Here is a 24,129-nt window from a genome sequence, read left to right as displayed (position 1 = left end):
GTTTATCGGAGATCACTCATCATGGCCAAGATCGCCCCGCAACTGCCCATCGAAGTCGACAGCGAAACCGGTATCTGGACCTCCGACGCCTTGCCCATGCTGTACGTGCCGCGTCACTTCTTCGTCAACAACCACATGGGCATCGAAGAGGTGCTGGGCGCCGATGCCTACGCCGAGATTCTCTACAAGGCGGGCTACAAGTCCGCCTGGCACTGGTGCGAGAAAGAAGCCGAGTGCCATGGCCTGGAAGGCGTCGCGGTGTTCGAGCACTACATGAAGCGCCTGTCTCAGCGTGGCTGGGGTCTGTTCAAGATCCAGGACATCGACCTGGACCAGGGCACCTGCAGCGTCAAGCTGGAACATTCCGCCTTCGTCTACGTGTACGGCAAGGTCGGGCGCAAGGTCGACTACATGTTCACCGGCTGGTTCGCCGGCGCCATGGACCAGATTCTCGCCGCTCGCGGCAGCAGCATTCGTACCGTCGCCGAGCAAGTGTACGGCGGCTCCGAAGAAGGCCACGAAGATGGTCTCTTCACCGTGAAACCGTTGTAAGTCGAGGAATCAACCGTCATGGCTTTCGAAGCGATGTTCCAGCCGATCCAGATCGGCAAGCTGACGATCCGCAACCGCGTGCTCAGTACCGCGCACGCCGAGGTCTACGCCACCGACGGCGGCATGACCACCGATCGTTACGTGAAATACTACGAAGAGAAAGCCCGTGGCGGAATAGGCCTGGCCATCTGCGGCGGTTCCTCCAGCGTGGCCATCGACAGCCCCCAGGGCTGGTGGAAATCGGTCAACCTGGCCACCGACAAGATCATTCCGCACTTCCAGAACCTGGCCGACGCCATGCACAAGCATGGGGCCAAGATCATGATCCAGATCACCCACATGGGTCGACGTTCGCGGTGGGACGGCGAGCACTGGCCGACCCTGATGTCGCCCTCGGGCATCCGCGAGCCGGTGCACCGCGCGACCTGCAAGACCATCGAGCCTGAAGAGATCTGGCGCGTGATCGGCAACTACGCCAGCGCTGCGGCCCGCGCCAAGGCCGGCGGCCTGGACGGCGTCGAGCTGTCGGCGGTGCACCAGCACATGATCGACCAGTTCTGGAGCCCGCGGGTCAACAAGCGCACCGATGAGTGGGGCGGCAGCTTCGAAAACCGCATGCGCTTCGGCATGGAGGTGATCAAGGCCGTGCGCAAGGAAGTCGGCGACGACTTCTGCGTGGGGCTGCGCATCTGCGGCGACGAATTCCATCCCGATGGCCTCAGCCACGAGGACATGAAGGAAATCGCCAAGTACTACTGCGATACCGGCATGCTCGACTTCCTCGGCGTGGTGGGCTCGGGGTGCGACACCCACAACACCCTGGCCAACGTCATCCCCAACATGAGCTATCCGCCCGAGCCGTTCCTGCACCTGGCCGCCGGGATCAAGGAAGTGGTGAACATCCCGGTGCTGCACGCGCAGAACATCAAGGATCCGAACCAGGCGACGCGCATCCTTGAAGGCGGCTACGTCGACATGGTCGGCATGACCCGCGCGCACATCGCCGACCCGCACCTGATCGCCAAGATCAAGATGGGCCAGATCGACCAGATCAAGCAATGCGTGGGCGCCAACTACTGCATCGATCGGCAGTACCAGGGGCTGGACGTGCTGTGCATCCAGAACGCGGCCACGTCGCGCGAATACATGGGCGTGCCGCACATCATCGAAAAGTCCACCGGCGTGAAGCGCAAGGTGGTGGTGGTCGGCGCAGGGCCTGCCGGCATGGAGGCCGCGCGCGTGGCGGCCGAACGTGGCCATGACGTGACGCTGTTCGAGAAGAAGGAATTCATTGGTGGGCAGATCACCACCGCGTCCAAGGCGCCGCAGCGTGACCAGATCGCCGGTATCACCCGCTGGTTCCAGCTGGAGCTGGCGCGCCTGAAGGTCGACCTGCGCCTGGGCACGGCCGCCGATGCCGACACCATCATGGACCTGCGCCCGGACATCGTCGTGCTGGCGGTGGGGGGCCACCCGTTTCTGGAACAGAACGAGCACTGGGGCGCCGAAGAGGGCCTGGTGGTCAGCAGCTGGGACGTGCTCGACGGCAAGGTCGCACCGGGCAAGAACGTGCTGGTGTACGACACCATCTGCGAGTTCACCGGCATGTCGGTGGCCGACTTCCTCGCCGACAAGGGCAGCCAGGTGGAGATCGTCACCGACGACATCAAACCGGGCGTGGCCATCGGCGGTACGTCGTTCCCCACTTACTACCGCAGCATGTACCCCAAGGAAGTGATCATGACCGGCGACATGATGCTGGACAAGGTCTACCGCGAAGGCGACAAGCTGGTGGCCGTGCTGGAGAACGAATACACCGGCGCCAAGGAAGAGCGTGTGGTCGACCAGGTGGTGGTGGAGAACGGCGTGCGTCCCGACGAACAGCTCTACTACGCGCTCAAACAGGGGTCGCGCAACAAGGGCCAGATGGACATCGACGCCTTGTTCGCGATCCAGCCGCAGCCGTCGTTGAGTAGCTCGGGCGACGACTATCTGCTGTTTCGTATCGGCGACTGCGTGGCCCAGCGCAACACACACGCGGCGATCTACGACGCGCTGCGCCTGTGCAAGGATTTTTGACCCTCTCCCTACGAGGGTCCACAGAGGCTTCACCATGCTCAACACACTGCTTCCCATCCTGCTGTTCGCCGCCCTGGCTCTGGCTGTTTTGGGCGCCGTGCGGCGAATCACTATGTGGCGCCGCGGCCGGCCATCCCAGGTCGACCTGCTCGGTGGCCTGCTGGCCATGCCCAAGCGCTACATGGTCGACCTGCACCATGTGGTCGCGCGCGACAAGTACATCGCCAACACCCACGTCGCCACGGCCGGTGGCGCAGTGCTGGCAGCGGTGCTGGCGGTGCTGGTCCACGGCTTCGGCCTGCACAATCGCATTCTCGGCTACGCCTTGCTGTTCGCCACGGCATTGATGTTCATCGGTGCCTGCTTCGTCTACGCTCGCCGTCGCAACCCACCCGCGCGGCTGTCCAGGGGCCCATGGATGCGCCTGCCGAAAAGCCTGCTGATGTTCTCGGCCACCTTCTTCATCGCCACCTTGCCGGTGGCCGGTATCTTGCCGATGAATTTCGGCGGTTGGGTACTGGCTGCGGTGCTGGGCATCGGCGTGCTGTGGGGCGTGTCGGAACTGTTTCTCGGACTGACCTGGGGCGGGCCGATGAAGCACGCTTTCGCTGGCGCCTTGCACCTGGCCTGGCACCGCCGTGCCGAGCGCTTTGGCGGCGGTCGCTCAACCGGCCTGAAGCCGCTTGACCTGAATGACCCCACCGCACCACTGGGTGTGGAAAAACCCAAGGACTTCACCTGGAACCAGCTGCTGGGCTTCGATGCCTGCGTGCAGTGCGGTAAATGTGAAGCCGCGTGCCCGGCGTTCGCCGCCGGTCAACCCCTGAACCCGAAGAAGCTCATTCAGGACATGGTCGTAGGCCTGGCCGGTGGCACCGATGCGAACTTCGCCGGCAGCCCCTATCCCGGCAAGGCGATTGGCGAACACGCGGGCAACCCGCACCAGCCGATCGTCAATGGCCTGGTCGATGCCGACACCCTGTGGTCGTGCACCACCTGCCGCGCGTGCGTGGAAGAGTGTCCGATGATGATCGAGCACGTCGATGCCATCGTCGACATGCGTCGCCACCTGACGCTGGAGAAAGGCGCCACGCCCAACAAGGGCGCCGAAGTGCTGGACAACCTGATCGCTACCGACAACCCCGGCGGTTTCAGCCCGGGTGGCCGGATGAACTGGGCCGCCGACCTCAATCTGGATCTGTTCGCCGACAGGAAAACTGCCGACGTGCTGTTCTGGGTCGGTGACGGTGCCTTCGACATGCGTAATCAGCGCACCCTGCGTGCTTTCGTCAAAGTGCTGAAAGCGGCCAAGGTCGACTTCGCCGTGCTCGGCCTGGAAGAGCGCGACAGCGGAGACGTGGCGCGGCGACTGGGCGACGAGGCCACCTTCCAGCTGCTGGCCAAGCGCAATATCGGCACCCTCGCCAAGTACGGCTTCAAGCGCATCGTCACCTGCGACCCCCACAGTTTCCATGTGTTGAAGAACGAATACGGCGCGCTGGGCGGCAACTATCAGGTGCTGCACCACAGCACCTTCATGGCCGAACTGGTCACCGCCGGCCAGCTTCATCTGGGGCAACACAAGGGCGGCAGCGTGACCTACCACGATCCGTGCTACCTGGGCCGCTACAACGGCGAATACCAGGCCCCGCGCGATGTGCTCAAGGCGCTGGGTATCGAGGTCAAGGAAATGCAGCGCTCGGGGTTCCGTTCCCGCTGCTGCGGTGGCGGCGGCGGCGCACCGATCACCGACATACCCGGCAAGCAGCGCATTCCCGACATGCGCATGGAAGACATCCGCGAAACCCAGGCCGACGTCGTGGCCGTGGGCTGCCCGCAGTGCACCGCCATGCTCGAAGGCGTGGTGGAACCGCGGCCATTGGTCAAGGACATTGCCGAACTGGTCGCCGAGGCGCTGGTCGAGGACAGTGTTGCCCCCGCCAAGCCCGCACCGGCCAAACGTGAAGTCGCCGAGGAGGTGCATTGATGAGTGATCTCATCCGTCGTGATCCACGGGCCGAATGGATCGCCCGCAACCGCCTGCATCCTTTGCACAGTGCCCTGCAGCCTCAAGCCAGTACATGGATGGGGCCAAATGGCGTAATGCGCAAGAACCCCCACGGCATCGGTTTCATCGGCGCCAACGGGATCAAGCGCATCGACCGCAGCGGCGCCCAGCAGGGCGGCACGAGCAAGCGTTCGGCAGCCGTGGAAGTGAGGTTGCCCTTGCATCAGGTGGCAGTGCCGCAATTCTACATCGCCGTGGTACCGGACATGGTCGGCGGCCGCCTGAGCAGCCACGACCGCGACGTGCTGGGCCTGGCGCATCGCCTGGCAGCGGGTGGTGGTGCGGTATTGGCCATTGTCTTTGGCGAGCACAAGGAAAACGCTTTCGACACCGCCGGCGTGGACCGGCTGCTGATCCTGCAGGGCCCCGAGTTCGAAGGTTATGCACCAGAGCAGCGGGTCCAGGGCTTGCGCGCGGTGGATAACCAGTTCGTCCCTCGCCATTGGCTGCTGCCCGACAGCCGCACCGGTGGCGGTGAACTGGGTCGGCGTTTTGCCGCGGGCCTGGGTGAACGTCCGGCGACCCGTGTCTGGCAAGTCAAGGACGGCCAGTGCATCAGCCGTGCCGGCGCCGGCCAGCAGGACATCGCCCGGCCGCTGCCGCGCTTGATCCTGGCGGCCGCCGAGTGCGCCGAACCGGTGGACGAAACCCGCCACGAAGCACTGCCGGTGCAGTTGTCCACAGGTGTGGCACGCAACCTGCCGCGTATCGAAGACCTCGGTGCGGTGGCGGTCGATCCGGCGGCCGTGCCCATGGCCGAATCGGAATTCATATTCTCGGGGGGCAATGGGGTCAAGGATTGGGAGCTGTTCCACCGTACGGCTCAAGCCCTGGGGGCGACCGAAGGTGCCTCGCGGGTGGCGGTCGACGATGGTTTCATGCTGCGCGACCGACAGGTTGGCGCCAGTGGTACCTGGGTGACCGCGCGGGTCTATGTGGCGGTGGGCATTTCCGGTGCCATCCAGCACTTGCAGGGCATTGGCGGTTGCGACAAGGTCATTGCCATCAACCTCGACGCCAACTGCGACATGGTCAAGCGTGCCGACCTGTCGGTGATCGGCGACGGCCAGGCGATCATGCACGCCTTGATCGACGCCATCCAGGCCTATCGCAACCAAGCCAAGCGCGACGCGGCCTGATGGGCGCCTCGATGAGAGAGACACAGACATGAACACCAAGGTCATCACTCTAGTTTCCATCGGCGCCCACCCGACCTCCGGCCGCCCCCGGCGCGCCGACCATGATTCACGCGCCGTGGAATTGGGCCTGCAACTGGCCGGAGATGACCTGCAGGTACTGCACGCCGGTGATGCCGCCGAGCCGGCGCTGCGCGCGTATCTGGGCATGGGCCTGCAACAGTTGCACGTGCTTGAGCAGCCGCAGGGCGCCGATGCCTTGCCGGCCCTGTGCGACTACCTGCAAGCGGCCGGTGCGCAAATGGTGCTTACCGGTACTCAGGCGGAAACCGGCGAAGGCTCGGGCATGTTGCCCTTTCTGCTGGCGGAAAAACTCGGCTGGCCGTTGATCGTCGGTCTGGCCGAGGTCGAGTCCATCGACAACGGCGTGGCCCAGGTGCTGCAGGCTTTGCCCCGTGGCCAGCGGCGGCGCCTCAAGGTACGCCTGCCATTGCTGGCCACCGTCGACAATGCCGCACCCAAGCCTCGGCAGAGCGCCTACGGCCCGGCGCAGCGCGGGCGGCTGCCGGTGGATGAGGTGGAGGTGATCAACGATGAGCTGTTCGACAGCGCCGAGTTGCAGCCGGCCAAACCTCGGCCCAAACGCTTGAAGGTGATCAAGGCCAAGAGCGGAGCGGACCGCATGAAAGCCGCCACGGCCAAGGCCAGTGGCGGAGGAGGGCAGGTGCTCAAGGGCCTGAGCGCCGAGGAAGGCGCTCAGGCGGTGCTCAAGGCGTTGATTGAGGAGGGGGTGGTGCGGCTTTGATCGCTATGGCTTTCATGAGACGCAGCTAGAGGGTGATCAGGTCGGCTTGATGTCGTTGGCGGAACGCGCTGGTGGCGGCGGCCGCGGTTTGCAGGTGGTCGACAGCGGCGCCGAATTTGGCCGCGAGGTCACGCAGCGTCATGTTTTTTCCGCTGAGGAAGCCGTCGGTCAACCCAGGCAGTTCATCGTCGTCCGCTGTTGCACCGTACATCGCTGCGACCTGGAGTGTGCGCCGATAGAGCTCGGCGATCGCACCGTCCGCACTGGATTCCAGACATTCAAGCTTCGCTGGGTCTTTTTCTTGTTGGGTTTTGTACACTTCATAGCCAGCCTTGATGGCATCAACGCCGATCTTGACGACGACGCCTGCCGGCCCCGCAGCTTTGGAACCTGCGGTTTTGACAGCTTCAGTGCTAAGGTTCAAGGCGTTCTTGGGATTGTCGGGTACGTAACTGCGAGCTTTGTAAAAGACCTTGCCCGGCAGACCGTTCTTGCGGATCTTCGCGTCATGCATGATCGATGAAGCGCCCAGGCTTCCAGTGCGCAGATGCAGGGTGGCGGTATTGCCGGCTTTCTCCATTGCCTTTTCCGAGACGATACTGGCCAGCTTGCCGACCACCATGCCCAGGCCAGCACCGGCCAGAGCCCCCGCCGGGCCCAATGTCATCGCCCCGACGGCTGCGCCGATGGCCGTCCCTGTGGCGGTAGAACTCAGGTTGGAGACAACGATGGTGGCCCCTCGAAGTCCAACTGACTTCGCCAGTTCGGTATTGCTTTCCATATTTTTCAGCGCCTGGATCACGCCCTTGCTGTTGGTTTCAGCGATTTCGTAAGCGGCAAGCAGTACCTCCGCGCGGCTGTGCCTGGCGCGGTTGAACCAGGTCTTGCAATGGTCTTTCCAGTTCTCGTATTTCCGGCGTCGCTCTTGCTCGGAGCCGCGTCCCCAATACGGCTGCCCTGCGAGGTATTCGTCTGTAGGGCCCGCCTCGATCATGGCTTCAAGGGTGTCATATTTTGTTTTGGCGCGGCCATCACCGTCCACCAGGCTGATCGGATTGTTGCCCACCATGGCATAGAGGTTCAGACCGTCGATATCGCCCGCCGGATCCGGATTGATCCATCGCATCAGCCAGGGTGCGTAGTAGCGCAGGCCGTAATAGTAAAGACCGGTGGCGTCACGTTCCTTGCCGGAGTAGCGGATGGTTTTGTACTTGGCTTGCAGTGCACTGCGACCAGCCCAGCAGGCCGTGCCCCCGAACGGATAGTATTCTTCCCGGCTCAATAGCTGGCCGTCGCTGCCCAGCTCCAACGTGGCAGAGCGCAAATGGTTGCTCAGCGTGAAACGCAGTTGGTCATTGGGCAAACCCTCGGGTTTGCCATGTGCCCAGTGCAGCAGACGAACGCCGTTCTTGCCCGCTTGCGCAACGATGACATGCAAGCGCTCACCGCTGCGGCTGTCCGTCCGAATTTCCAACCCCGGCAGGTAGCGAACCTCGCATCGGCGTGAACCGCTGCGTTGTTGGGCATGGGATATCTTGCGCAAACGGCTGCCCGCCGCGTCGTAGATGTAGCGCTCATAATCATCTTCTTCATCGTCGCGCTGAACCGGTGCCACGCGCTGCAGTTGGTTGTATTCATCCCATGTCAGCGCCTGCCCGGGCAGCAGTTCGCGAGTGTTTCCGTTGGCATCGAAGCCATCGGTCAAATGGCCTTCATCGGGAAGCTGCCCGTCGCGCTCGGGCAGCGATCTGTTGCTGGCATTTGCCACCGCCATTCTCAGTGTTCGGTTCCGTTGCCCGTTGACGTGGCGAAGCTCTGTCAGGTTGCCCGCCCGGTCATACTCCATGTTCTGCCTGTAGTTGAGCAGCAAGGAAGGATCCTGGGGCATTACCAGCAACGGCGGCAGTGATGGGCCTTCGTCGCCCGCATTCGCGGCTTCGCGACCGGTGGCTTCGATCAGCTGGCAAAACGAGTCATAGCGATATTCGTTGATCGCTTCGATGCGACGATTGGCGTGGTACCTGGTGGGTTGAGATTGATCGCTGACCTTGATGATGTTGCCGGCTGGATCATACAGGTAGTGCAAGTCCTGAAGGACCGCTGCGTCGGCGCGTACGGACATTGCCCTGAGCAGCCGTTGATTGATGGGGTCGTACTCGGCTCGGCTTGTCACGCCACTGCCCATCGTTTGCGAAACGACCCGCCCGCCTGCATCATGAATCACCGCCGACAGCAGCGCACAATCCAGCCCCTCGGCAGTTACCAGCCGGCTGGAAGCCTCCAGGCCACTGATGTCATGGCCAAAATGTTGCGCATTACCCAAGGCGTCTTTGTGGGTGACAAGCATGCCGGTTGCATCATGGGTATAGGCAGTGCGATAACCTGGCCCAGGCTCCAGCAGGGCATCGCGCTCCACCAGGAGAGCGGGCCAGTCGGGCGGCACCTCTGCGCTTAGAAAATGCTGCGTATAGCTGATCGCTTCGCCATTGATGTCGAACCCATGAGCGATCCTGCTGCCCGCGTCATCGTCATGCCGATAGCTGGTGCCGCACAGATTGCGAGCAGCGTGCTCGCTGTCGACTGGTGCGTAATCCACGCGCTGCGTGATGCGTTGCCGGCCCTCGGCATCGCGTTTGGCAACCGACACCAACCTGGCGTGCTGGTCATAATGCAGCGTGGTATGGATGCCCTTGCTGTCCCAGCTTTCCCGGTTGGAGCCTTGCGCATCGAGCAACATCGCTTTCCAGCCAGAATCCGCATTGCGCTGCAACAACGGTGTGTCTGAGAAGCTGAACACTGTTGCTTGATTCGGCGTCTCGCTCACCCCGCTTTGGAAGTGCGCGAACTGACGCGGATCCCACTGGGCGACGGGGCGGCCGGCGTGGTCATGCCATTGGGCGCTGACCCGAGGCTCGGCAGGGGTGCCGGCTTCGCGTCGGTAATAACCGAGGGTGCGTACGGCCAGGCCACGGGGGTCGGACACCACCAGCGCCGGGGTGCGGGCATGGATGGCGAGTTGATCGGAAACGCTTCGAAGGGGCGACATGCTGTCCTGCCTTGATCGGATAGATTTCCCTCTTTATCTCTGATCGCCCGGCAGCCAGCCATGAACGCCCACGGTATCAACGATGCGCACAATTGTAGCGGCGGTGCGGTCACGTCGGGCCTTGGCGTACCGGGTCCATCATCGCGGTTGCTTTGGTGCGTAGAGGTGTATCAAAAGCGCTGTGAAAGAGGGCTCGAGCACACGATTGCCGTGGCCGCTCAGGTGGTCGGCGTCGGCGAAAAGTGGTTTTGCGTTGGTGTCGTAGGCCGAGCACGTGTTGCTTGCACAGAGGATAGGTAACGGGTCCCAGACGTTCAGCGCCGAGTATTCGCGGGCCAGTATCGTCAGCAGATGCATCTGTGGCGCACGTAGCTGCAATATCCGGTCGCGTTCCACGCTCAATCCGGGCGCGCAGATCGGATTCGTGCGATTGAATGGGTCCGAGCAGCGGTTCGCCGGGGCCTTGAAAACCGGTGATGGCGCGTCGATCAATACAGTCAAACCTGCCGCCTGCAAAGGTTCGAGCACGGCGTCGGCGGCTTGGCGGGCGGCTTGGGCGTGTTGCGCGGTACGCTCGCTGCGGGCTTGTTCGAAGATTGCATCCTCCCCCCTCCACCAGTCGCGCCCGGTCAGTTCCGGCATGCGCAAGGACGCCAGGAACACCACATCGCCCGGTTTGCCGCGTGCCTGAATATCGGCCAGGGCGCTGCTTCGCCAGGTAGCGCAGCCGGACGGGTCGGCATCCAGCAAGCTGACCACCGCGCAACCGCCGCGTTCGTACTCCACCACCTCGATACCCAGTCGCAGCGAGACGATGTTGAGCATCGTGCGGTAGGCGGCGGTGTGCGAGTCGCCCAGCACGAACAGCTGGCGCCCTTGCAGGGCCGGCAGGTCGATCTTTTCGATCGGCTCGCGAGGGTAGTGTCTGTAAGCGTGCCAGGTGTAGGTGTCGGCGACCGTACTCAGCGAGAAACGCTCGGTAGAGTGGATTGTCCATGCCGCAAGCGCTGCGCAGAGTCCGATCGCACTCAGCCCACCTATGACCGACCAGCCTGCACGGCGATGCCAGAGCGTGCGTCCACGGGGTACGGGTGCCTCGACCCCGTGATAGGTCGCAGTTGCCAGACCCAGCACCAGCAAGGGGTAGGCCAGTTGCACCGATAGCGTTTCCAGGCCCACGGTCCAGCGCAGGAAAACCGCCACTGGCCAGTGCCACAGATACAACGAGTAGGAAAGACGTCCGACATAGGTCAGGGCGGGCCAGCGCAGCAGCGCCAGCAACGGCCCCGAGTGTTGGTTGCCAGCCTCCACCACGGCGGCGATCAGCAGCAGCGTGCCCAGCACCGTCAGCAGCGCCCACGGATACGGAAAGTGTTCGGCCGGGGCAAGGATGAAGCCTGTTGCCAGCAGCGTCAGCCCGACCACCAGCATTGCCTGCAGGTGCCAAGGGCGCAGGCGTGTTCCGCAGCCTTGGCCCATGGCCTGAAACAGCAGTGCACCGCAGGCCAGTTCCCAGAAGCGACTGGGCAGCAGGTAGAACGCCGACAGCGGCGCGGCCTGGGTCTGTAGTGCGCACCAAAGCAGCGAGGCAACGGTCAGGGCAGGCAGTAAGCCGCGTGCGATCCAGCTGTGTTCGCGATAGCGCAGCCACAGCACGAAGACCACGGGGAATATCAGGTAAAACTGTTCCTCCACGCCCAGCGACCAGGTGTGCAGGTAGGGGTTGAACTCCGCTTTCGGCGAGAAGTAACTGTCGGTTTGCCAGGCCAGCACCAGGTTGCTCAGGCCAAGGAAGGCGGCCAGCCCGGTGTCCTCGTTCTGACTGCTCAGCCATACCGGGGGAATGATCAGCGCCGAGATCAGTACGCTGGCGGTGAGCACAAGCAATAACGCGGGAAGAATGCGCAGCAGGCGTCGTTGGTAGAACTGCAGCAGGAAGGTGCGCAGCGGTTGTTGCCCTTTTTCGGCCAGGGAACGGCTGATCACGTAGCCGGAAATGACGAAGAACATGTCTACGCCGGTGAAGCCTCCTGGCAGAAAGCGCAGGAACTCGACATGGAAAACGATGACTGCAAGTACCGCGATCGCGCGCAGACCATCGATGCCCGCAACGTATGGCGAGCCGGGAGTGGAGGACATGGTGCCGCCCTTTTATGGTTGGGCAGCGACCATAGAATGTCAGTGCAGGCAAACGCCAGATTGCATCTTTTCAGAATGTATCCCGAGCTGGGCGACCACTGCTCACACCGGTGTAGGAGCGGTCCGCGGCCGCCAAAGGCGCGCCGCGCAGGGTCAGATATACCGCACCAAGCCTTCGCGGCCGATGAGCACGCCTGTTACTCGTGCACTGCCACACCCTTGAGATACGCCGCAGGCTCCGCCCCCAGGTTGCTCAGCAGGCGCTCGCTGTACCAGTCGATGAAGTTCACCACGCCGAACTCGTAGGTCTTGGAGTACGGCCCCGGCTGGTAGGCGGTGGAGTTGATGCCGCGCTGGTTTTCCTCGGCCAGGCGACGGTCCTGATCGTTGGTCGCGTCCCACACCTGGCGCATCCGCGCAACGTCGTAGTCCACGCCTTCCACAGCGTCCTTGTGCACCAGCCACTTGGTAGTGACCACCGTTTCCTGGGCACTGATCGGCCACACCGTGAAGACGATGATGTGGTCACCCATGCAGTGGTTCCAGGAATGCGGCAGGTGGAGGATGCGCATCGAGCCCAGGTCGGGGTTCTTGATGCGCCCCATCAGCTTCTTGCAGCCGACCTGGCCGTCCATCGTCATCGACAGCGTGCCCTTGAGCAGCGGCATGCGCACGATGCGGTTGCGCAGGCCGTGGCTGGCGTGGGCGTAGGGGATCTTCTCGGCATCCCAGGCGGCAGCCGAGGCGGCCACGTGATCCTTGAAGGCCTGGTCGGCGCGTGGATCGGTGACGTCATCCCATTCCAGCAAGGTCTTGAGCAATTCGGGGTGGGCGCCGCCGCAGTGGTAGCACTCGCGGTTGTTCTCCAGCACCAGTTTCCAGTTGGCCTTTTCCAGCAGATCGGTCTGCACCGCGACCTTGGTGTTTTCCATGTCGTACGGTTCCATGTAATGGTTCAGCGTACTGAGGAAGTTGTCGATCGCAGGCGGATTCTCGGCCAGGCTGATGAAGATGTAACCGCCTGACGTTTTCACGTGCACGGGCTTGAGACCGTACTGCTTCATGTCGAAGTCGGCGCCCATCTCGGTACCGGCGAACAGCAGGCGGCCGTCCAGCTCGTAGGTCCATTGGTGGTAATGGCAGACCAGCTTGGCCACCTTGCCTTTTTCCTTGGTGCACAGTCGCGACCCGCGATGGCGACAGACGTTGTGAAAGGCATGCACCACCCCTTCGGCCCCGCGCACCACGAGGATCGGATTGCTGCCGATCTGCAGGGTGAGGTAGTTGCCCTTGGCCGGGATCTCGCACGTCATGCCAGCGATCAGCCACTCCTTGTTGAAGATCTCCTGCATGTCGATCTGGAACAGGCGCTCATCGTTGTAGAACGGCTGCGGCAGGGAGAAGGTACGCTCGCGCTCCTGCAGCATCTGGGCGGTGGCCTTGCGTGCGGGTTCCAGTGGGTCGCCCAGGCTCAGGGTAGTGGTGGCATCCATCGTGTTCATCCTCATGGCCAGGCAGTGTGGCCGCGAAAAAAGTGGCTGTTACGGTTGTCGACGCAAGGCGGCTGAAACTGCGTTCAGATGCGGTGGAGTGTGCGACTCGCCGCGCCACGAACCTTATCCATGGGCGACATGGCCAAATCCATTCCCGACGCTGCAGGCTAGGCGGCATGGGGCTGGTCGCCATGAGCATGTGGATGTCGCGGATGGGAATGTGACGGCGGCGGTGCACACGCAGAATCGCTGCACGCACAGTCGGCAATCGACCTTGGAGACCAGCATGTCCAACCCCTTCCTGATGCCCGTCAATACCCAGACCTGGGCCAACGGTCGCCACATCGTTCGTTGCGTCAAGGTGATCCAGGAAACCTGGGACGTGCGCACCTTCTGCTTCATGGCCGACCAGCCGATTCTGTTCTTTTTCAAGCCGGGCCAGTTCGTGACCCTGGAGCTGGAAATCGACGGCCAGCCGGTGATGCGTTCGTACACCATTTCCAGCGCACCGTCGGTGCCGTACAGCTTTTCCATCACCATCAAGCGGGTGCCGGGCGGGCGCGTCTCGAACTGGTTGCACGACACCCTGCACGAGGGCCAGGAGCTGGCGGTGCATGGCCCGGTCGGGCTGTTCAATGCCATCGATTTCCCCGCGCCGAAGATTCTCTACCTCAGCGGCGGGGTCGGTATCACGCCGGTGATGTCGATGGCGCGCTGGTTCTACGACACCAACGCCAACGTCGACATGGTCTTCGTGCACAGTGCGCGCTCGCCCAAGGACATCATCTACCACCGCGAGCTGGAGCACATGGCATCGCGGGTCGACAACTTCAGCCTGCACATCATCTGCGAAAAGCATGGGCTGGGTGAACCGTGGTCAGGCTACCGTGGCTACCTGAACCACAAGCTGCTGGAATTGATCGCACCTGATTTCATGGAGCGCGAGGTGTATTGCTGCGGGCCGACCCCGTACATGACTGCGGTCAAGCGCCTGCTGGAAGCTGCCGGCTTCGACATGACCCGTTACCACGAGGAATCGTTCGGCGCCACGCCGCCCGAGGCGCGCGCCGACGCCGTGGAACAGGCCGAGCAAGCCGCCGATGCGCCGGAAGTGGACGTCTCGGAACTGCATCTGGTGGAGTTCACCGCCAGCGGCAAGAGCATCCGCGTGGCGCCGGGCGAAACCGTGCACGCGGCGGCTTCCAAGCTCGGGATGATGATTCCCAAGGCCTGCGGCATGGGTATCTGTGGCACCTGCAAAGTGTTGAAGCTGGGCGGGGAAGTGGAGATGGAGCACAACGGCGGCATCACCGAGGATGACGAAGCCGAGGGCTATATCCTGTCCTGCTGCAGCGTGCCGAAGGGAGACGTACGCATCGAATTCTGATCCCTTCCACACGGCCCCTGTGGGAGCGGTCCGTGGCCGCGAAGGGCGCACCGCGATCCGTCTGTTCCACCGCGCCGCCTGCGTCGAGGCCGGACGCGGCTTGCGCTGCTGCTACAGGGGATCGCGGTGTTTCTGTAGCAGCGGCGCGAGCCGCGTCGGCGGAGCACGCGGTGTCTATGAATGAACGCGTCCAGGCGCCTGGTGCTTACACCTTGAAGCGTGCCACCAGCCCATTCAAATCCACTGCAAGGCGCGCCAGTTCGCCGCTGGCTGCCGTGGTCTGCGCCGAACCTGCAGCGGTCTGCACCGACAGGTCGCGAATGTTCACCAGATTGCGGTCCACTTCGCGTGCCACCTGAGCCTGCTCTTCGGCAGCGCTGGCAATCACCAGGTTGCGCTCGTTGATCTGCACGATGGCGCCATTGATCGTCTCCAGCGCCATGCCGGCGCCCTTGGCGATGTTGAGGGTCGACTCAGCACGCTCGGTGCTGTTGCGCATCGAGTCCACGGCCTGCTCGGTGCCGCCCTGGATGCTGCCGATCATGCGCTCGATCTCGCTGGTCGACTGCTGGGTACGGTGCGCCAGTGCGCGGACCTCGTCGGCCACCACCGCAAACCCGCGGCCTGCCTCGCCGGCACGTGCCGCCTCGATGGCCGCGTTGAGCGCCAGCAGGTTGGTCTGGTCGGCCAGGCCACGAATCACGTCCAGCACCTTGCCGATATCGCGCGACTCGGTCGCCAGGTTGCCGATCAGCTCGGCGGTGCTCTGCACGTCGCCGCTCATGCGTTCGATGGCGCTGACGGTTTCCATGACCAGGTCACGGCCATCGCTGGCCGACGTGGTCGCGTCCTTGGACGCCTCGGAGGTGCTCACGGCGTTGCGTGCCACCTCTTCGACCGCACTGGTCATCTCGTTGACCGCAGTGGCGGCCTGTTCGATCTCGTTGTTCTGTTGAGTCAGGCCACGGGCGCCTTCGTCGGTCACGCTGTTGAGTTCCTCGGCAGCCGATGCCAATTGGGTCGCCGAGCCGGAAATACGCTGCAGGGTATCGCGCAACTTGCCCTGCATCTTCTGCATGGCCAGCAGCAACCGCGCGGCTTCGTCGCGCCCCTCGGCATGGATCGGCCGGGTCAGGTTGCCTTCGGCAATTGCCTCGGCCGCCACCAGTGCCTGGTCGATCGGCTTGACGATGCTGCGGGTCAACAGCCAGGCGAACAGGAACGTCAGCAGGGTCGCGACGATCAGCATGCCCACCACCCAGGTGAACGCCGAGCGGTATTCGTCGTCTGCCTGCTGGTTGATCTCGCGGGTTTGCACATTGTTGATCTTGACCAGTTTCTCGAGCACGGCATTGACCTGCTCGGAGTTGCCCAGCATGTCGCTGTTGAGCATGGTCCGCAGCTCTTCTACCTGGCCGTTGGCCGAGAAGCTCTTCATGCGTGACTCGAGCTGACGATACTGGCCCAGCAAACGCTTGTAGTCATCGTAGGCCGCCTGCTCTTCGCCACTGGAAATCATCTTCTCGTAACGGGCCTGGGCCTGGTTGATCTGCGCATTGCGCTGATCGAACAACTGCACGGTTTTCTGCTGGATGTCGGCTTCGCGATTGAGCAGCAAACGGTACGACAGCACACGCAGGCGCAGCGTCAGCTGGGTCAGCTCGTCCAGGCTGGTGATGCTGGGTACGGTGTTGTTCTCGATGTTCTGGCCGGCGGCGCGGATATGGCTCATCTGGATCAGGGAAAACACCCCGAGCACGATCATCAGCAGGCCGATGAGGGAGAAACCGAGCAGAGCGCGCGGGGCGATGTTCATGTTGCGTAAAGACATGTGAGGTTACCGAAAGGTAGGGCGCGTCCGTGCGACACAAGAAAGGGCTGCACGGCTTATCGGTCGACTGTGAAAAGTCTGAAGGGGACGAATTGCCGCAGGTGCGCCACGCCATCGCGAGCAGTCAAGCGATGAAGACCGATGAACGGGGCGAACCGAACCAGGATCTGTGGGTCCATCGGGGTCCTATCAAAGCTGGCCCGTCCGAGTTTTTTTCTTTATCGTTCGCGCCCCTGACAAAGTGTTGGAAATAGCAAATGTTGGAAGCATCCCTGAATCAATTGGAAAGCCTGGTAAACGACCTGGTAACGCACAACCGGGAACTGGCCGAACGCAATGCCCAGCTGGCCGGCGAGCTGGCCCAGGCCAAGGATGACAACGACACGCTGCAGCTCAGCCTGCTGGAGCAGGAAGAGAAGCAGGGCGCGACCACCGCGCGCATTCAGGCACTGGTCGAGCGTGCTACCGCGGCGGCGGTATGAACCTTGACGACGGGGTCGAGGTCTTCTCGATTCTGGGCAACGAATATTCAGTGAAAGCACCGCCCGGCGAACAGCAGGCATTGCGTCAGGCGTTCGGCATGCTGGAACGCACGCTGGCGCAGACCAAGCGCAGTCATCCGACACTGATCGGCGACCGTCTGCTGGTGCTGGCAGCGCTGAATCTGTGCCAGCGTCAGGTCGAGCTGAGCCAGGGGCACGCCCATGCCATGGACCAGTGCAAGAGCAGGATCGATGCCCTGGTCAATCGCTGCAGCGATACTCAGGACTGATTCGGCCAGGCGGCCGGGTGGTGCTGCTGCGCAGACCACCGCCCAGCCCTCGCCGGTGGCTTGTTGTTCTTTGCTCTGCGAAAATCCTCATACTTTTCTGCCGGATGTTGACATGACTCCCCTCAAGAACGACCGCTTCCTGCGTGCCCTGCTCAAGCAGCCCGTTGACGTCACCCCCGTGTGGATGATGCGCCAGGCCGGACGCTACCTGCCCGAGTACCGCGCCAGCCGCGCCAAGGCCGGTGACTTCATGAGCCTGTGCAAGAACCCGTCGTTCGCCTGTGAAGTCACCATGCAGCCGCTGGAACGCTACCCGCTGGATGCGGCCATCCTGTTCTCCGACATCCTTACCATTCCCGATGCCATGGGCCAGGGCCTGTACTTCGAAACCGGCGAAGGCCCGCGCTTCAAGAAGGTCGTCAGTACCTTGGCCGACATCGAAGCGTTGCCGATCCCCGATGCGCATCAGGACCTGGGCTACGTCATGGACGCGGTCAGCACCATCCGCCGCGAACTCAACGGCCGGGTGCCGCTGATCGGCTTTTCCGGCAGCCCCTGGACCTTGGCCACCTACATGGTCGAGGGCGGCTCGTCGAAGGACTTCCGCAAGACCAAAGCCATGCTCTACGACCAGCCCCAGGCCATGCACCTGCTGCTGGACAAACTTGCGCAGTCGGTCACCAGCTACCTCAACGGCCAGATCATGGCCGGGGCCCAGGCGGTGCAGATCTTCGATACCTGGGGCGGCAACCTGTCCGCTGCGGCGTATCAGGAATTCTCCCTGGCCTACATGCGCAAGATCGTCAGCGGCCTGATCCGCGAACACGAAGGGCGCAAGGTGCCGGTGATTCTGTTCACCAAGAACGGCGGCCTGTGGCTGGAAAGCATTGCCGACGCCGGCGCCGACGCGCTGGGGCTGGACTGGACCTGCGACATCGGCGAAGCCCGCCGCCGCGTCGGCCACAAGGTCGCGCTGCAGGGCAACATGGACCCCACCGTGCTGTACGCCAAGCCCGAAGCGATTCGCGCCGAAGTGGCGCGGATCCTTGCCAGCTACGGGCACGGCAACGGCCATGTGTTCAACCTCGGCCACGGCATCACCCCGGAAGTCGATCCCGAGCATGCCGGTGCGTTCATCAACGCCGTGCATGAGTTTTCGGCGCAGTATCACGGCTAACGTCCTGCCGTATCGAATTTTGACGCGGCTTGCACCGCTGCTACAGCAGCACCTCACCCTGTAGCAGCGGCGCAAGCCGCGTCGGCGGTGTATGCGGTACATCTGGACGCTCGCGTTGAAACCTGACGCGGCTTGCACCGCTGCTACAGAAACACCTCACCCCTGTAGCAGCGGCGCAAGCCGCGTCAGCAGCGTACGCGGTACATCTGGACGCTCGCGTTGAAACCTGACGCGGCTTGCACCGCTGCTACAGAAACACCTCACCCCTGTAGCAGCGGCGCAAGCCGCGTCGGCGGTGTATGCGGTTTACTTGGGCGACCCCACCGGCTGCAACTTCGCCAGCCTCGCCGCCACCACCAACGCCACCGTCAACAACCCTGCGATAAACCCGCCCACACCCGTCCAGCCACCGTAGTGCCAGGCCATCCCTCCCGCCGTCCCGGCCACGCTTGACCCCGCGTAATAACTGAACAGGTACAACGAAGACGCCTGCCCCTTGGCCGTCAACGCACGTCGTCCAATCCAGCTGCTGGCCACCGAATGCGCACCGAAAAAGCCGAAGGTGAACATCAGCATCCCCAGCAGGATCACTGGCACCGGATTGAACAGGGTCATCAGCAGGCCTGCGAACATCAGCACGATGCTCATCCAGAACACCTTGCGTCGGCCATGCTTGTCAGCCAGGGAACCCACCTGCGCCGAACTGTAGATGCCGGCCAGGTACACCACCGACAACAGCCCCACCAGCGCCTGGCTCATGTGGTACGGCTCGGCCAGCAGGCGGTAGCCAATGTAGTTGAACAAGGTCACGAAGCTGCCCATCAGCAGGAACGCTTCGAGAAACAGCCACGGCAGGCCGGCATCCTTGAAGTGCATGGTGAAGCCTTCCAGCAAGCCACGTGGGTTCATCTTGCGGGGACGGAAGTTACGCGATTCCGGGAGGATCCTGACGAACACTGCCGCTGCGACTAGGGCCAGGCCGCCGACCACCAACAGCGCGGTGTGCCAACTGACGAAGTCGATCAGCACGCCGGTGATCAGGCGTCCACTCATGCCGCCGATGGCGTTGCCGCCAATGTACAAACCCATCGCCAGGCCAATATGTTGCGGGTGGATTTCCTCGCTCAGGTAGGTCATGGCTACCGCAGCCAAACCGCTCAGGCTCAATCCGGTCAAGGCGCGCAGCAACAGCACGCCGTCCCAGGTGGGCATCAAGGCACTGCCGACGGTGCACAACGCTGCGCAGAACAGTGCTGCCACCATCACCGGCTTGCGTCCGATGCTGTCGGAAATCGGCCCGGTGATCAGCAGTCCGATGGCCAGCATCCCGGTCGCCACCGACAGCACCAGGCTGCTCTGGGCGGCGTTGATGCCGAACTCCTGGGACAGGATCGGCATCATGGGTTGCACGCAATACAGCAGGGCAAAGGTGGCGAAGCCGCCGCTGAACAGCGCTAGTACCGTGCGCAGGAACTGCGGGGTGCCTTTCTCGATGTACTGCTCGTTGCACTGAGCGGCGTTTTGATGAGGGGTATCAACAGCTTGCGCAGCAGGCGCGACAGCAGTTTTCACAGTGACCTCGGGAGGGGGGCGGCAGGGGTTGAAAAACTATATAGCTGGCTAATGATTTCTGCCAACACATAGCACCGACGTTGTAGGAAATTGTAGGAAAAATCCGAGAATGAACGTCCCGGCGCGCTAGCAACTGTAATATTCTGACCCCTACACTCGAGGCTTTGCCTGTCATGGAGGGATATAGATGCGGCGCGTGGTGTTCAATCAGAAGGGCGGCGTAGGCAAATCCAGCATTGCCTGCAACCTGGCGGCCGTCAGTGCCAACGAGGGCTTTCGCACGTTATTGATCGACCTCGATGCCCAGGCCAACTCTACCCAGTACCTCACTGGGCTGACCGGAAACGATATCCCGATGGGCATCGCGGACTTCTTCAAGCAGATCCTGTCGTCGGGGCCGGCCAGCAAGAAAGGCAAGGTGGATATCCATCACACGCCCTATGACAACCTGCATGTGGTCACGGCTTCGGCGGAGTTGGCTGATCTGCAGCCCAAGCTGGAAGCCAAGCACAAGATCAACAAGCTGCGCAAACTGCTCGACGAGCTCAGTGAAGATTATGATCGGATCTATATCGACACGCCGCCGGCGTTGAATTTTTATGCGGTGTCGGCGCTGATCGCTGCAGATCGGGTGTTGATTCCCTTCGATTGCGACAGCTTTTCTCGGCATGCGCTCTACGGTCTGCTGAGTGAAATCGCAGAGTTGAAAGAGGATCACAACGAGGGTCTTGAAGTTGAAGGTATCGTCGTCAACCAGTTCCAACCTCGGGCCAGCCTGCCTCAGCAGATGCTCGATGAACTGATCGCCGAGGGCCTGCCCGTGCTGCCGGTGTATTTGAACAGCTCGGTCAAGATGCGCGAGTCCCATGAGCTGAATATCCCGCTGATCCACCTGGACCCGCGACACAAGCTGACCCAGCAGTTCGTCGAGCTGCACGACCTGCTCGAACAAGCCTGAATTCGCATCGCTGTGAGCCACTGTGGGAGCGGTCTGCGGCCGCGAATCAGGCACCGCGTTTGCCTGACCTACCGCGGCGTTCGCCGACGCGGCTTGCGCCGCTGCTACACGCACTGCGATCCGTCTGACCTACTGCGCCGTTCGCCGACGCGGCTTGCGCCGCTGCTACGGGCACCGCGATCCGCCTGATCCGCCGCGGCGTTCGCTGACGCGGCTTGCGCCGCTGCTACGGGCACCGCGATCAACCCAATGGCGGGCCTTGCGCCAATCCCCTGTAGCAGCGGTGCAAGCCGCGTCCGGCCTCGATGCGGTGCATCAGGTTGCTACAGATCGGCGATACCCTGGGCACCGAGCCAGGCCAGCAATTGCGGCAGCTGCATAGCGCCGCTCTGCCGCGCCACTTCTCGACCATTCTTGAACAGAATCAAGCTCGGTATCGAGCGGATGCCAAGTTGCGTGGACAGCTGCGGGTTGGCCTGGCTGTCCAGCTTTGCCAGCCGGCATCGCCCCTGCAGTTGCCCCGCCGCCCGCTCGAACACCGGCGCAAAGGATTTGCACGGCCCGCACCAGTCGGCCCAGACATCCACCAGCAGCGGCAGATCGCCTTTGATCTGGCTGGCATAGTCACCTTGAGTCAGCTCGAAAGGTGTATCGAGCAACACCGCCGCCTTGCACCGCCCGCATTTGGGCTGGTCGGTCAGGCGCAAAGCAGGGATGCGGTTGAGCCCGTTGCAATGCGGGCAGGGGATTACCAGTGAGTCGCTCATGCCGGGCTCCGGTTGCACAGGTAGGTCGAGTATCGGGTGGCGCTTCTTCGAGCTGTACCCAGATCGGGCTTGTATTGTTGAAGGTTCAATCGCCCATACCGCTGCTCGATAGCGCACGGGTCAATCATGGCTTCACCGCCTTGAGCTCATGCTCGAGGCTGCGCTGCACGAACTGATTGATGCTCACTCCCAGCGCAGCCGCCGCCTCAGTGACCTGGGCATGCAGCGTCTCAGGCAGCCGGAGCTGAAACTTCCCCGAGTAGCATTTGACAGGCTCGATCCCTTCCTCTGCACACACTTGCAGGAAGACTCGCAGTGACTCTGCGCCTTCGGTCTTCAATGCGCTGACGCTGTCGGCATGAAAGTCCGCGCCGCCATTCAGATTGATGAACTCCCCGCGAAAATTCCCTACCTCCGGGTCGTACTGGATGACGGCTCGATGGCCGTCGATGATCATGATGTTGTTCATGGTTCGATTCCGTTGACTGCCAACCAATTGCGGATGCTCGCCACCGCAGCCTTGTCGGTTTCCGGGGACGGATGAGGACGATGGAATACCCGCACGGTCCCGAAAAGGACTACCGCCACTCGGGAGCCCTCTCGCTCTTGCACCTTGCCACCCAATTCGATGAACAATCTCTCGATGCGTGACCAGCGGATTGTTCCTGACACAGGGCGAGCGTAGATCGCCTCAAGCACGTCAATGTGTTTGAGCTTTGAAGGGTTCATCGTAGCGCTCCGTGCTCTCAAATGGTACCAAAAATAGGTACCGTTTTAGATGTAGGTTTCGGGGCGCACGATGATGTGCTGGTTGCAACGAAACGGCAGTCGGACAGGCTTGAAAGCGATGTAGGCGGTGTCCGATGCATGCCGTTGACAATAGAGCGTTAGCCATCCTCACGACGAACAACTGATCTCCAGATGCTTGCCCCACTCCGGTGGCCGTTCGGCGTAACGTTCCATACCCGGCTGCGCTTCGAACGGATTTGAAAGCACCTGGTGCAGGCGGCGCACCTCCGAATAGTCACCGTCTTCGGCCGCATCGATGGCCTTCTGCGCCAGGTAATTGCGCAGGATGTACAACGGGTTGACCTGGTTCATGCGTTCCGTGCGGCCTTCCACCACATCGCGCTCCATGCGCTCCTGGTAATCGCCTGCCCAGGCATCGAAGCCCTGGATATCGACGAAATCGTCGCGCAGCACGGCCAGCGAGCCGTCCTCGCCTAGGCGGCGGAAAAACAGGTTGTAGTCCACACCGCTGTTCTGCATCAGACCCAGCAGGCGCTCGAGCAACACTTTGTCGCCCTCTTCGGCGAGAGTGAAGCCCAGTCGCCGCCGCATGATGTCCAGCCAGGCCGCCTCGTACAGCGGCAGGAACAACCCCAACGCCTCCTGCAGCGCCTCCACGCTGATCAGCGGCGTCAACGATTGAGCCAGGGCACTGAGGTTCCAGTGCGCCACGGGCACCTGGTTGCTGAAGCTGTAGCGGCCTTGATGGTCGGAATGGTTGCAGATGAAATTCGCGTCGAAGTCGTCCAGAAAGGCAAACGGCCCGAAGTCGAAGGTAATGCCCAGAATCGACATGTTGTCGGTGTTCATCACCCCATGACAGAACCCGTAGGCCTGCCACTGGGCGATCAGTTCGGCGTTGCGTTCGACGACCTCGCGGAACATGTCGAGGTAGGGTTCGGGCTGGGTTTCACAGCCGGGGAAGTGCGCCGCCAGCACATGGTCGACCAGTTGTTTCTGCAGTTCGGGTTGGCGCGTGTAGTAGAAATACTCGAAGTGGCCGAAACGCACATGGCTGGGCGAAAGGCGCAGAAGCATGGCCGCGCGTTCCTGTTTCTCGCGCCACACCGGGGTGTCCGACGCTATCACGCACAGTGCGCGACTGCTGGGAATGCCCAAGGCATGCAAGGCTTCGGACGCGAGGAACTCGCGGATCGAGGAGCGCAGCACCGCCCGGCCGTCGCCCATCCGCGAGTAAGGCGTCTGCCCGGCACCCTTGAGGTGCAGGTCCCAGTGCTCACCGGCCTCGTTGTATACCTCGCCCAGCAGCACCCCGCGGCCATCGCCCAGCTGTGGGGTGTAACCGCCGAACTGATGGCCCGAGTAGATCATCGCCCGCGGTTCGGTCTCGCTCCACAGCTTGTGCCCGCTGAACAGCTCGGCGAACAGCGGCGTCTGCGCGCACGCCGGGTCCAGGTCCAGCAGGCTCATCGCCGCGTTGCTGGCCACCACCAGTCGCGGGTTGTCGATCGGCTCGGGCAGTACGTGGGTGGAGAACGCGTCGCCCAGGCGGGCGAAGCGGTTGTCGAAGATCAGTTCGTCGAGGCCTTTCATGTGC

The 24,129-nt window shown here is 62.6% G+C and carries 19 protein-coding genes; 10 read left to right on the top strand and 9 right to left on the bottom strand.

The genetic code is table 11. The features are described from left to right. The first annotated feature begins 21 nt into the window (after positions 1-21). From IFT98_RS18690 to etfB, 5 genes are read left to right on the top strand one after another with little or no spacing between them, the layout of a single operon-like run. Positions 22-552 (top strand): DUF5943 domain-containing protein, encoded by a 531-nt coding sequence (locus IFT98_RS18690; protein ID WP_122479786.1) that lies wholly within the window; start codon positions 22-24, stop codon positions 550-552. Positions 553-570: 18 nt separating this feature from the next. Continuing rightward, complete coding sequence (gene dgcA, locus IFT98_RS18685; RefSeq protein WP_192051026.1) at positions 571-2,631, top strand: dimethylglycine demethylation protein DgcA; 2,061 nt, start codon at positions 571-573, stop codon at positions 2,629-2,631. Positions 2,632-2,665: 34 nt separating this feature from the next. Continuing rightward, complete coding sequence (dgcB, locus tag IFT98_RS18680) at positions 2,666-4,618, top strand: dimethylglycine demethylation protein DgcB (RefSeq protein WP_192051024.1); 1,953 nt, start codon at positions 2,666-2,668, stop codon at positions 4,616-4,618. Beyond that, the gene (etfA, locus tag IFT98_RS18675; protein ID WP_192051022.1) at positions 4,618-5,838 is read left to right on the top strand and encodes an electron transfer flavoprotein subunit alpha; all 1,221 of its coding nucleotides are present in this window, start codon (positions 4,618-4,620) and stop codon (positions 5,836-5,838) included. Before dgcB ends, etfA begins: the two co-directional genes overlap by 1 nt. 28 nt (positions 5,839-5,866) lie before the next feature. Then, positions 5,867-6,640 carry an electron transfer flavoprotein subunit beta gene (gene etfB / locus IFT98_RS18670; protein ID WP_192051020.1) on the top strand — a complete coding sequence of 258 codons (774 nt, stop codon included), beginning with the start codon at positions 5,867-5,869 and terminating at the stop codon, positions 6,638-6,640. A 25-nt stretch (positions 6,641-6,665) separates the two neighbouring features. On the opposite strand, the gene IFT98_RS18665 is transcribed toward etfB, so the two are convergent. From IFT98_RS18665 to gbcA, 3 genes are all read right to left on the bottom strand, one after another. Then, positions 6,666-9,686 carry an RHS repeat domain-containing protein gene (locus tag IFT98_RS18665; protein WP_192051019.1) on the bottom strand — a complete coding sequence of 1,007 codons (3,021 nt, stop codon included), beginning with the start codon at positions 9,684-9,686 and terminating at the stop codon, positions 6,666-6,668. A 138-nt stretch (positions 9,687-9,824) separates the two neighbouring features. Continuing rightward, positions 9,825-11,825: an acyltransferase family protein gene (locus tag IFT98_RS18660; RefSeq protein ID WP_192051017.1), complete on the bottom strand. Its 2,001-nt coding sequence runs from the start codon at positions 11,823-11,825 to the stop codon at positions 9,825-9,827. Between the two features lie 197 nt (positions 11,826-12,022). After that, complete coding sequence (gene gbcA, locus IFT98_RS18655; protein ID WP_122716137.1) at positions 12,023-13,318, bottom strand: glycine-betaine demethylase subunit GbcA; 1,296 nt, start codon at positions 13,316-13,318, stop codon at positions 12,023-12,025. 286 nt (positions 13,319-13,604) lie between these two features. Here gbcA and gbcB point away from each other — a divergent pair, with 286 nt between their 5' ends. Next, positions 13,605-14,705, top strand: a complete 1,101-nt coding sequence (gene gbcB / locus IFT98_RS18650; RefSeq protein WP_192051015.1) for a glycine-betaine demethylase subunit GbcB — start codon at positions 13,605-13,607, stop codon at positions 14,703-14,705. Positions 14,706-14,910: 205 nt separating this feature from the next. On the opposite strand, the gene IFT98_RS18645 is transcribed toward gbcB, so the two are convergent. Next, on the bottom strand, positions 14,911-16,536 hold the full coding sequence (locus IFT98_RS18645) for a methyl-accepting chemotaxis protein (RefSeq protein ID WP_192051013.1): 1,626 nt from the start codon (positions 16,534-16,536) through the stop codon (positions 14,911-14,913). A 257-nt stretch (positions 16,537-16,793) separates the two neighbouring features. Here IFT98_RS18645 and IFT98_RS18640 point away from each other — a divergent pair, with 257 nt between their 5' ends. From IFT98_RS18640 to hemE, 3 genes are all read left to right on the top strand, one after another. After that, positions 16,794-17,018, top strand: a complete 225-nt coding sequence (locus IFT98_RS18640) for a hypothetical protein (RefSeq protein ID WP_122796271.1) — start codon at positions 16,794-16,796, stop codon at positions 17,016-17,018. Next, on the top strand, positions 17,015-17,308 hold the full coding sequence (locus IFT98_RS18635; protein ID WP_122796272.1) for a cell division protein ZapA: 294 nt from the start codon (positions 17,015-17,017) through the stop codon (positions 17,306-17,308). Before IFT98_RS18640 ends, IFT98_RS18635 begins: the two co-directional genes overlap by 4 nt. A 112-nt stretch (positions 17,309-17,420) precedes the next feature. Beyond that, a complete protein-coding gene (hemE, locus tag IFT98_RS18630) occupies positions 17,421-18,485 on the top strand; it encodes a uroporphyrinogen decarboxylase (protein ID WP_122796273.1) in 1,065 nt (354 codons plus the stop codon). Positions 18,486-18,791: 306 nt separating this feature from the next. On the opposite strand, the gene IFT98_RS18625 is transcribed toward hemE, so the two are convergent. Next, positions 18,792-20,057: an MFS transporter gene (locus IFT98_RS18625; protein ID WP_192051012.1), complete on the bottom strand. Its 1,266-nt coding sequence runs from the start codon at positions 20,055-20,057 to the stop codon at positions 18,792-18,794. Between the two features lie 187 nt (positions 20,058-20,244). Here IFT98_RS18625 and IFT98_RS18620 point away from each other — a divergent pair, with 187 nt between their 5' ends. Further along, on the top strand, positions 20,245-21,015 hold the full coding sequence (locus IFT98_RS18620; RefSeq protein WP_192051010.1) for a ParA family protein: 771 nt from the start codon (positions 20,245-20,247) through the stop codon (positions 21,013-21,015). 323 nt (positions 21,016-21,338) lie between these two features. Here IFT98_RS18620 and trxC read toward each other — a convergent pair whose 3' ends face one another. The 4 genes from trxC to selO form a co-directional block, all read right to left on the bottom strand. Then, positions 21,339-21,782: a thioredoxin TrxC gene (gene trxC / locus IFT98_RS18615; RefSeq protein WP_192051008.1), complete on the bottom strand. Its 444-nt coding sequence runs from the start codon at positions 21,780-21,782 to the stop codon at positions 21,339-21,341. Between the two features lie 124 nt (positions 21,783-21,906). Continuing rightward, positions 21,907-22,251, bottom strand: a complete 345-nt coding sequence (locus IFT98_RS18610; RefSeq protein WP_192051006.1) for a type II toxin-antitoxin system HicB family antitoxin — start codon at positions 22,249-22,251, stop codon at positions 21,907-21,909. Beyond that, positions 22,248-22,511, bottom strand: a complete 264-nt coding sequence (locus IFT98_RS18605) for a type II toxin-antitoxin system HicA family toxin (RefSeq protein WP_049861461.1) — start codon at positions 22,509-22,511, stop codon at positions 22,248-22,250. Before IFT98_RS18605 ends, IFT98_RS18610 begins: the two co-directional genes overlap by 4 nt. A 168-nt stretch (positions 22,512-22,679) precedes the next feature. Next, the gene (gene selO / locus IFT98_RS18600) at positions 22,680-24,125 is read right to left on the bottom strand and encodes a protein adenylyltransferase SelO (RefSeq protein ID WP_192051004.1); all 1,446 of its coding nucleotides are present in this window, start codon (positions 24,123-24,125) and stop codon (positions 22,680-22,682) included. Between the last annotated feature and the right edge of the window lie 4 nt (positions 24,126-24,129).

The organism is Pseudomonas sp. CFBP 8770, from assembly GCF_014841705.1.
Lineage (GTDB): Bacteria > Pseudomonadota > Gammaproteobacteria > Pseudomonadales > Pseudomonadaceae > Aquipseudomonas.
Note: the sequence above shows the minus strand (reverse complement) of the source record. Positions and strands in the feature narration are given on the sequence as shown.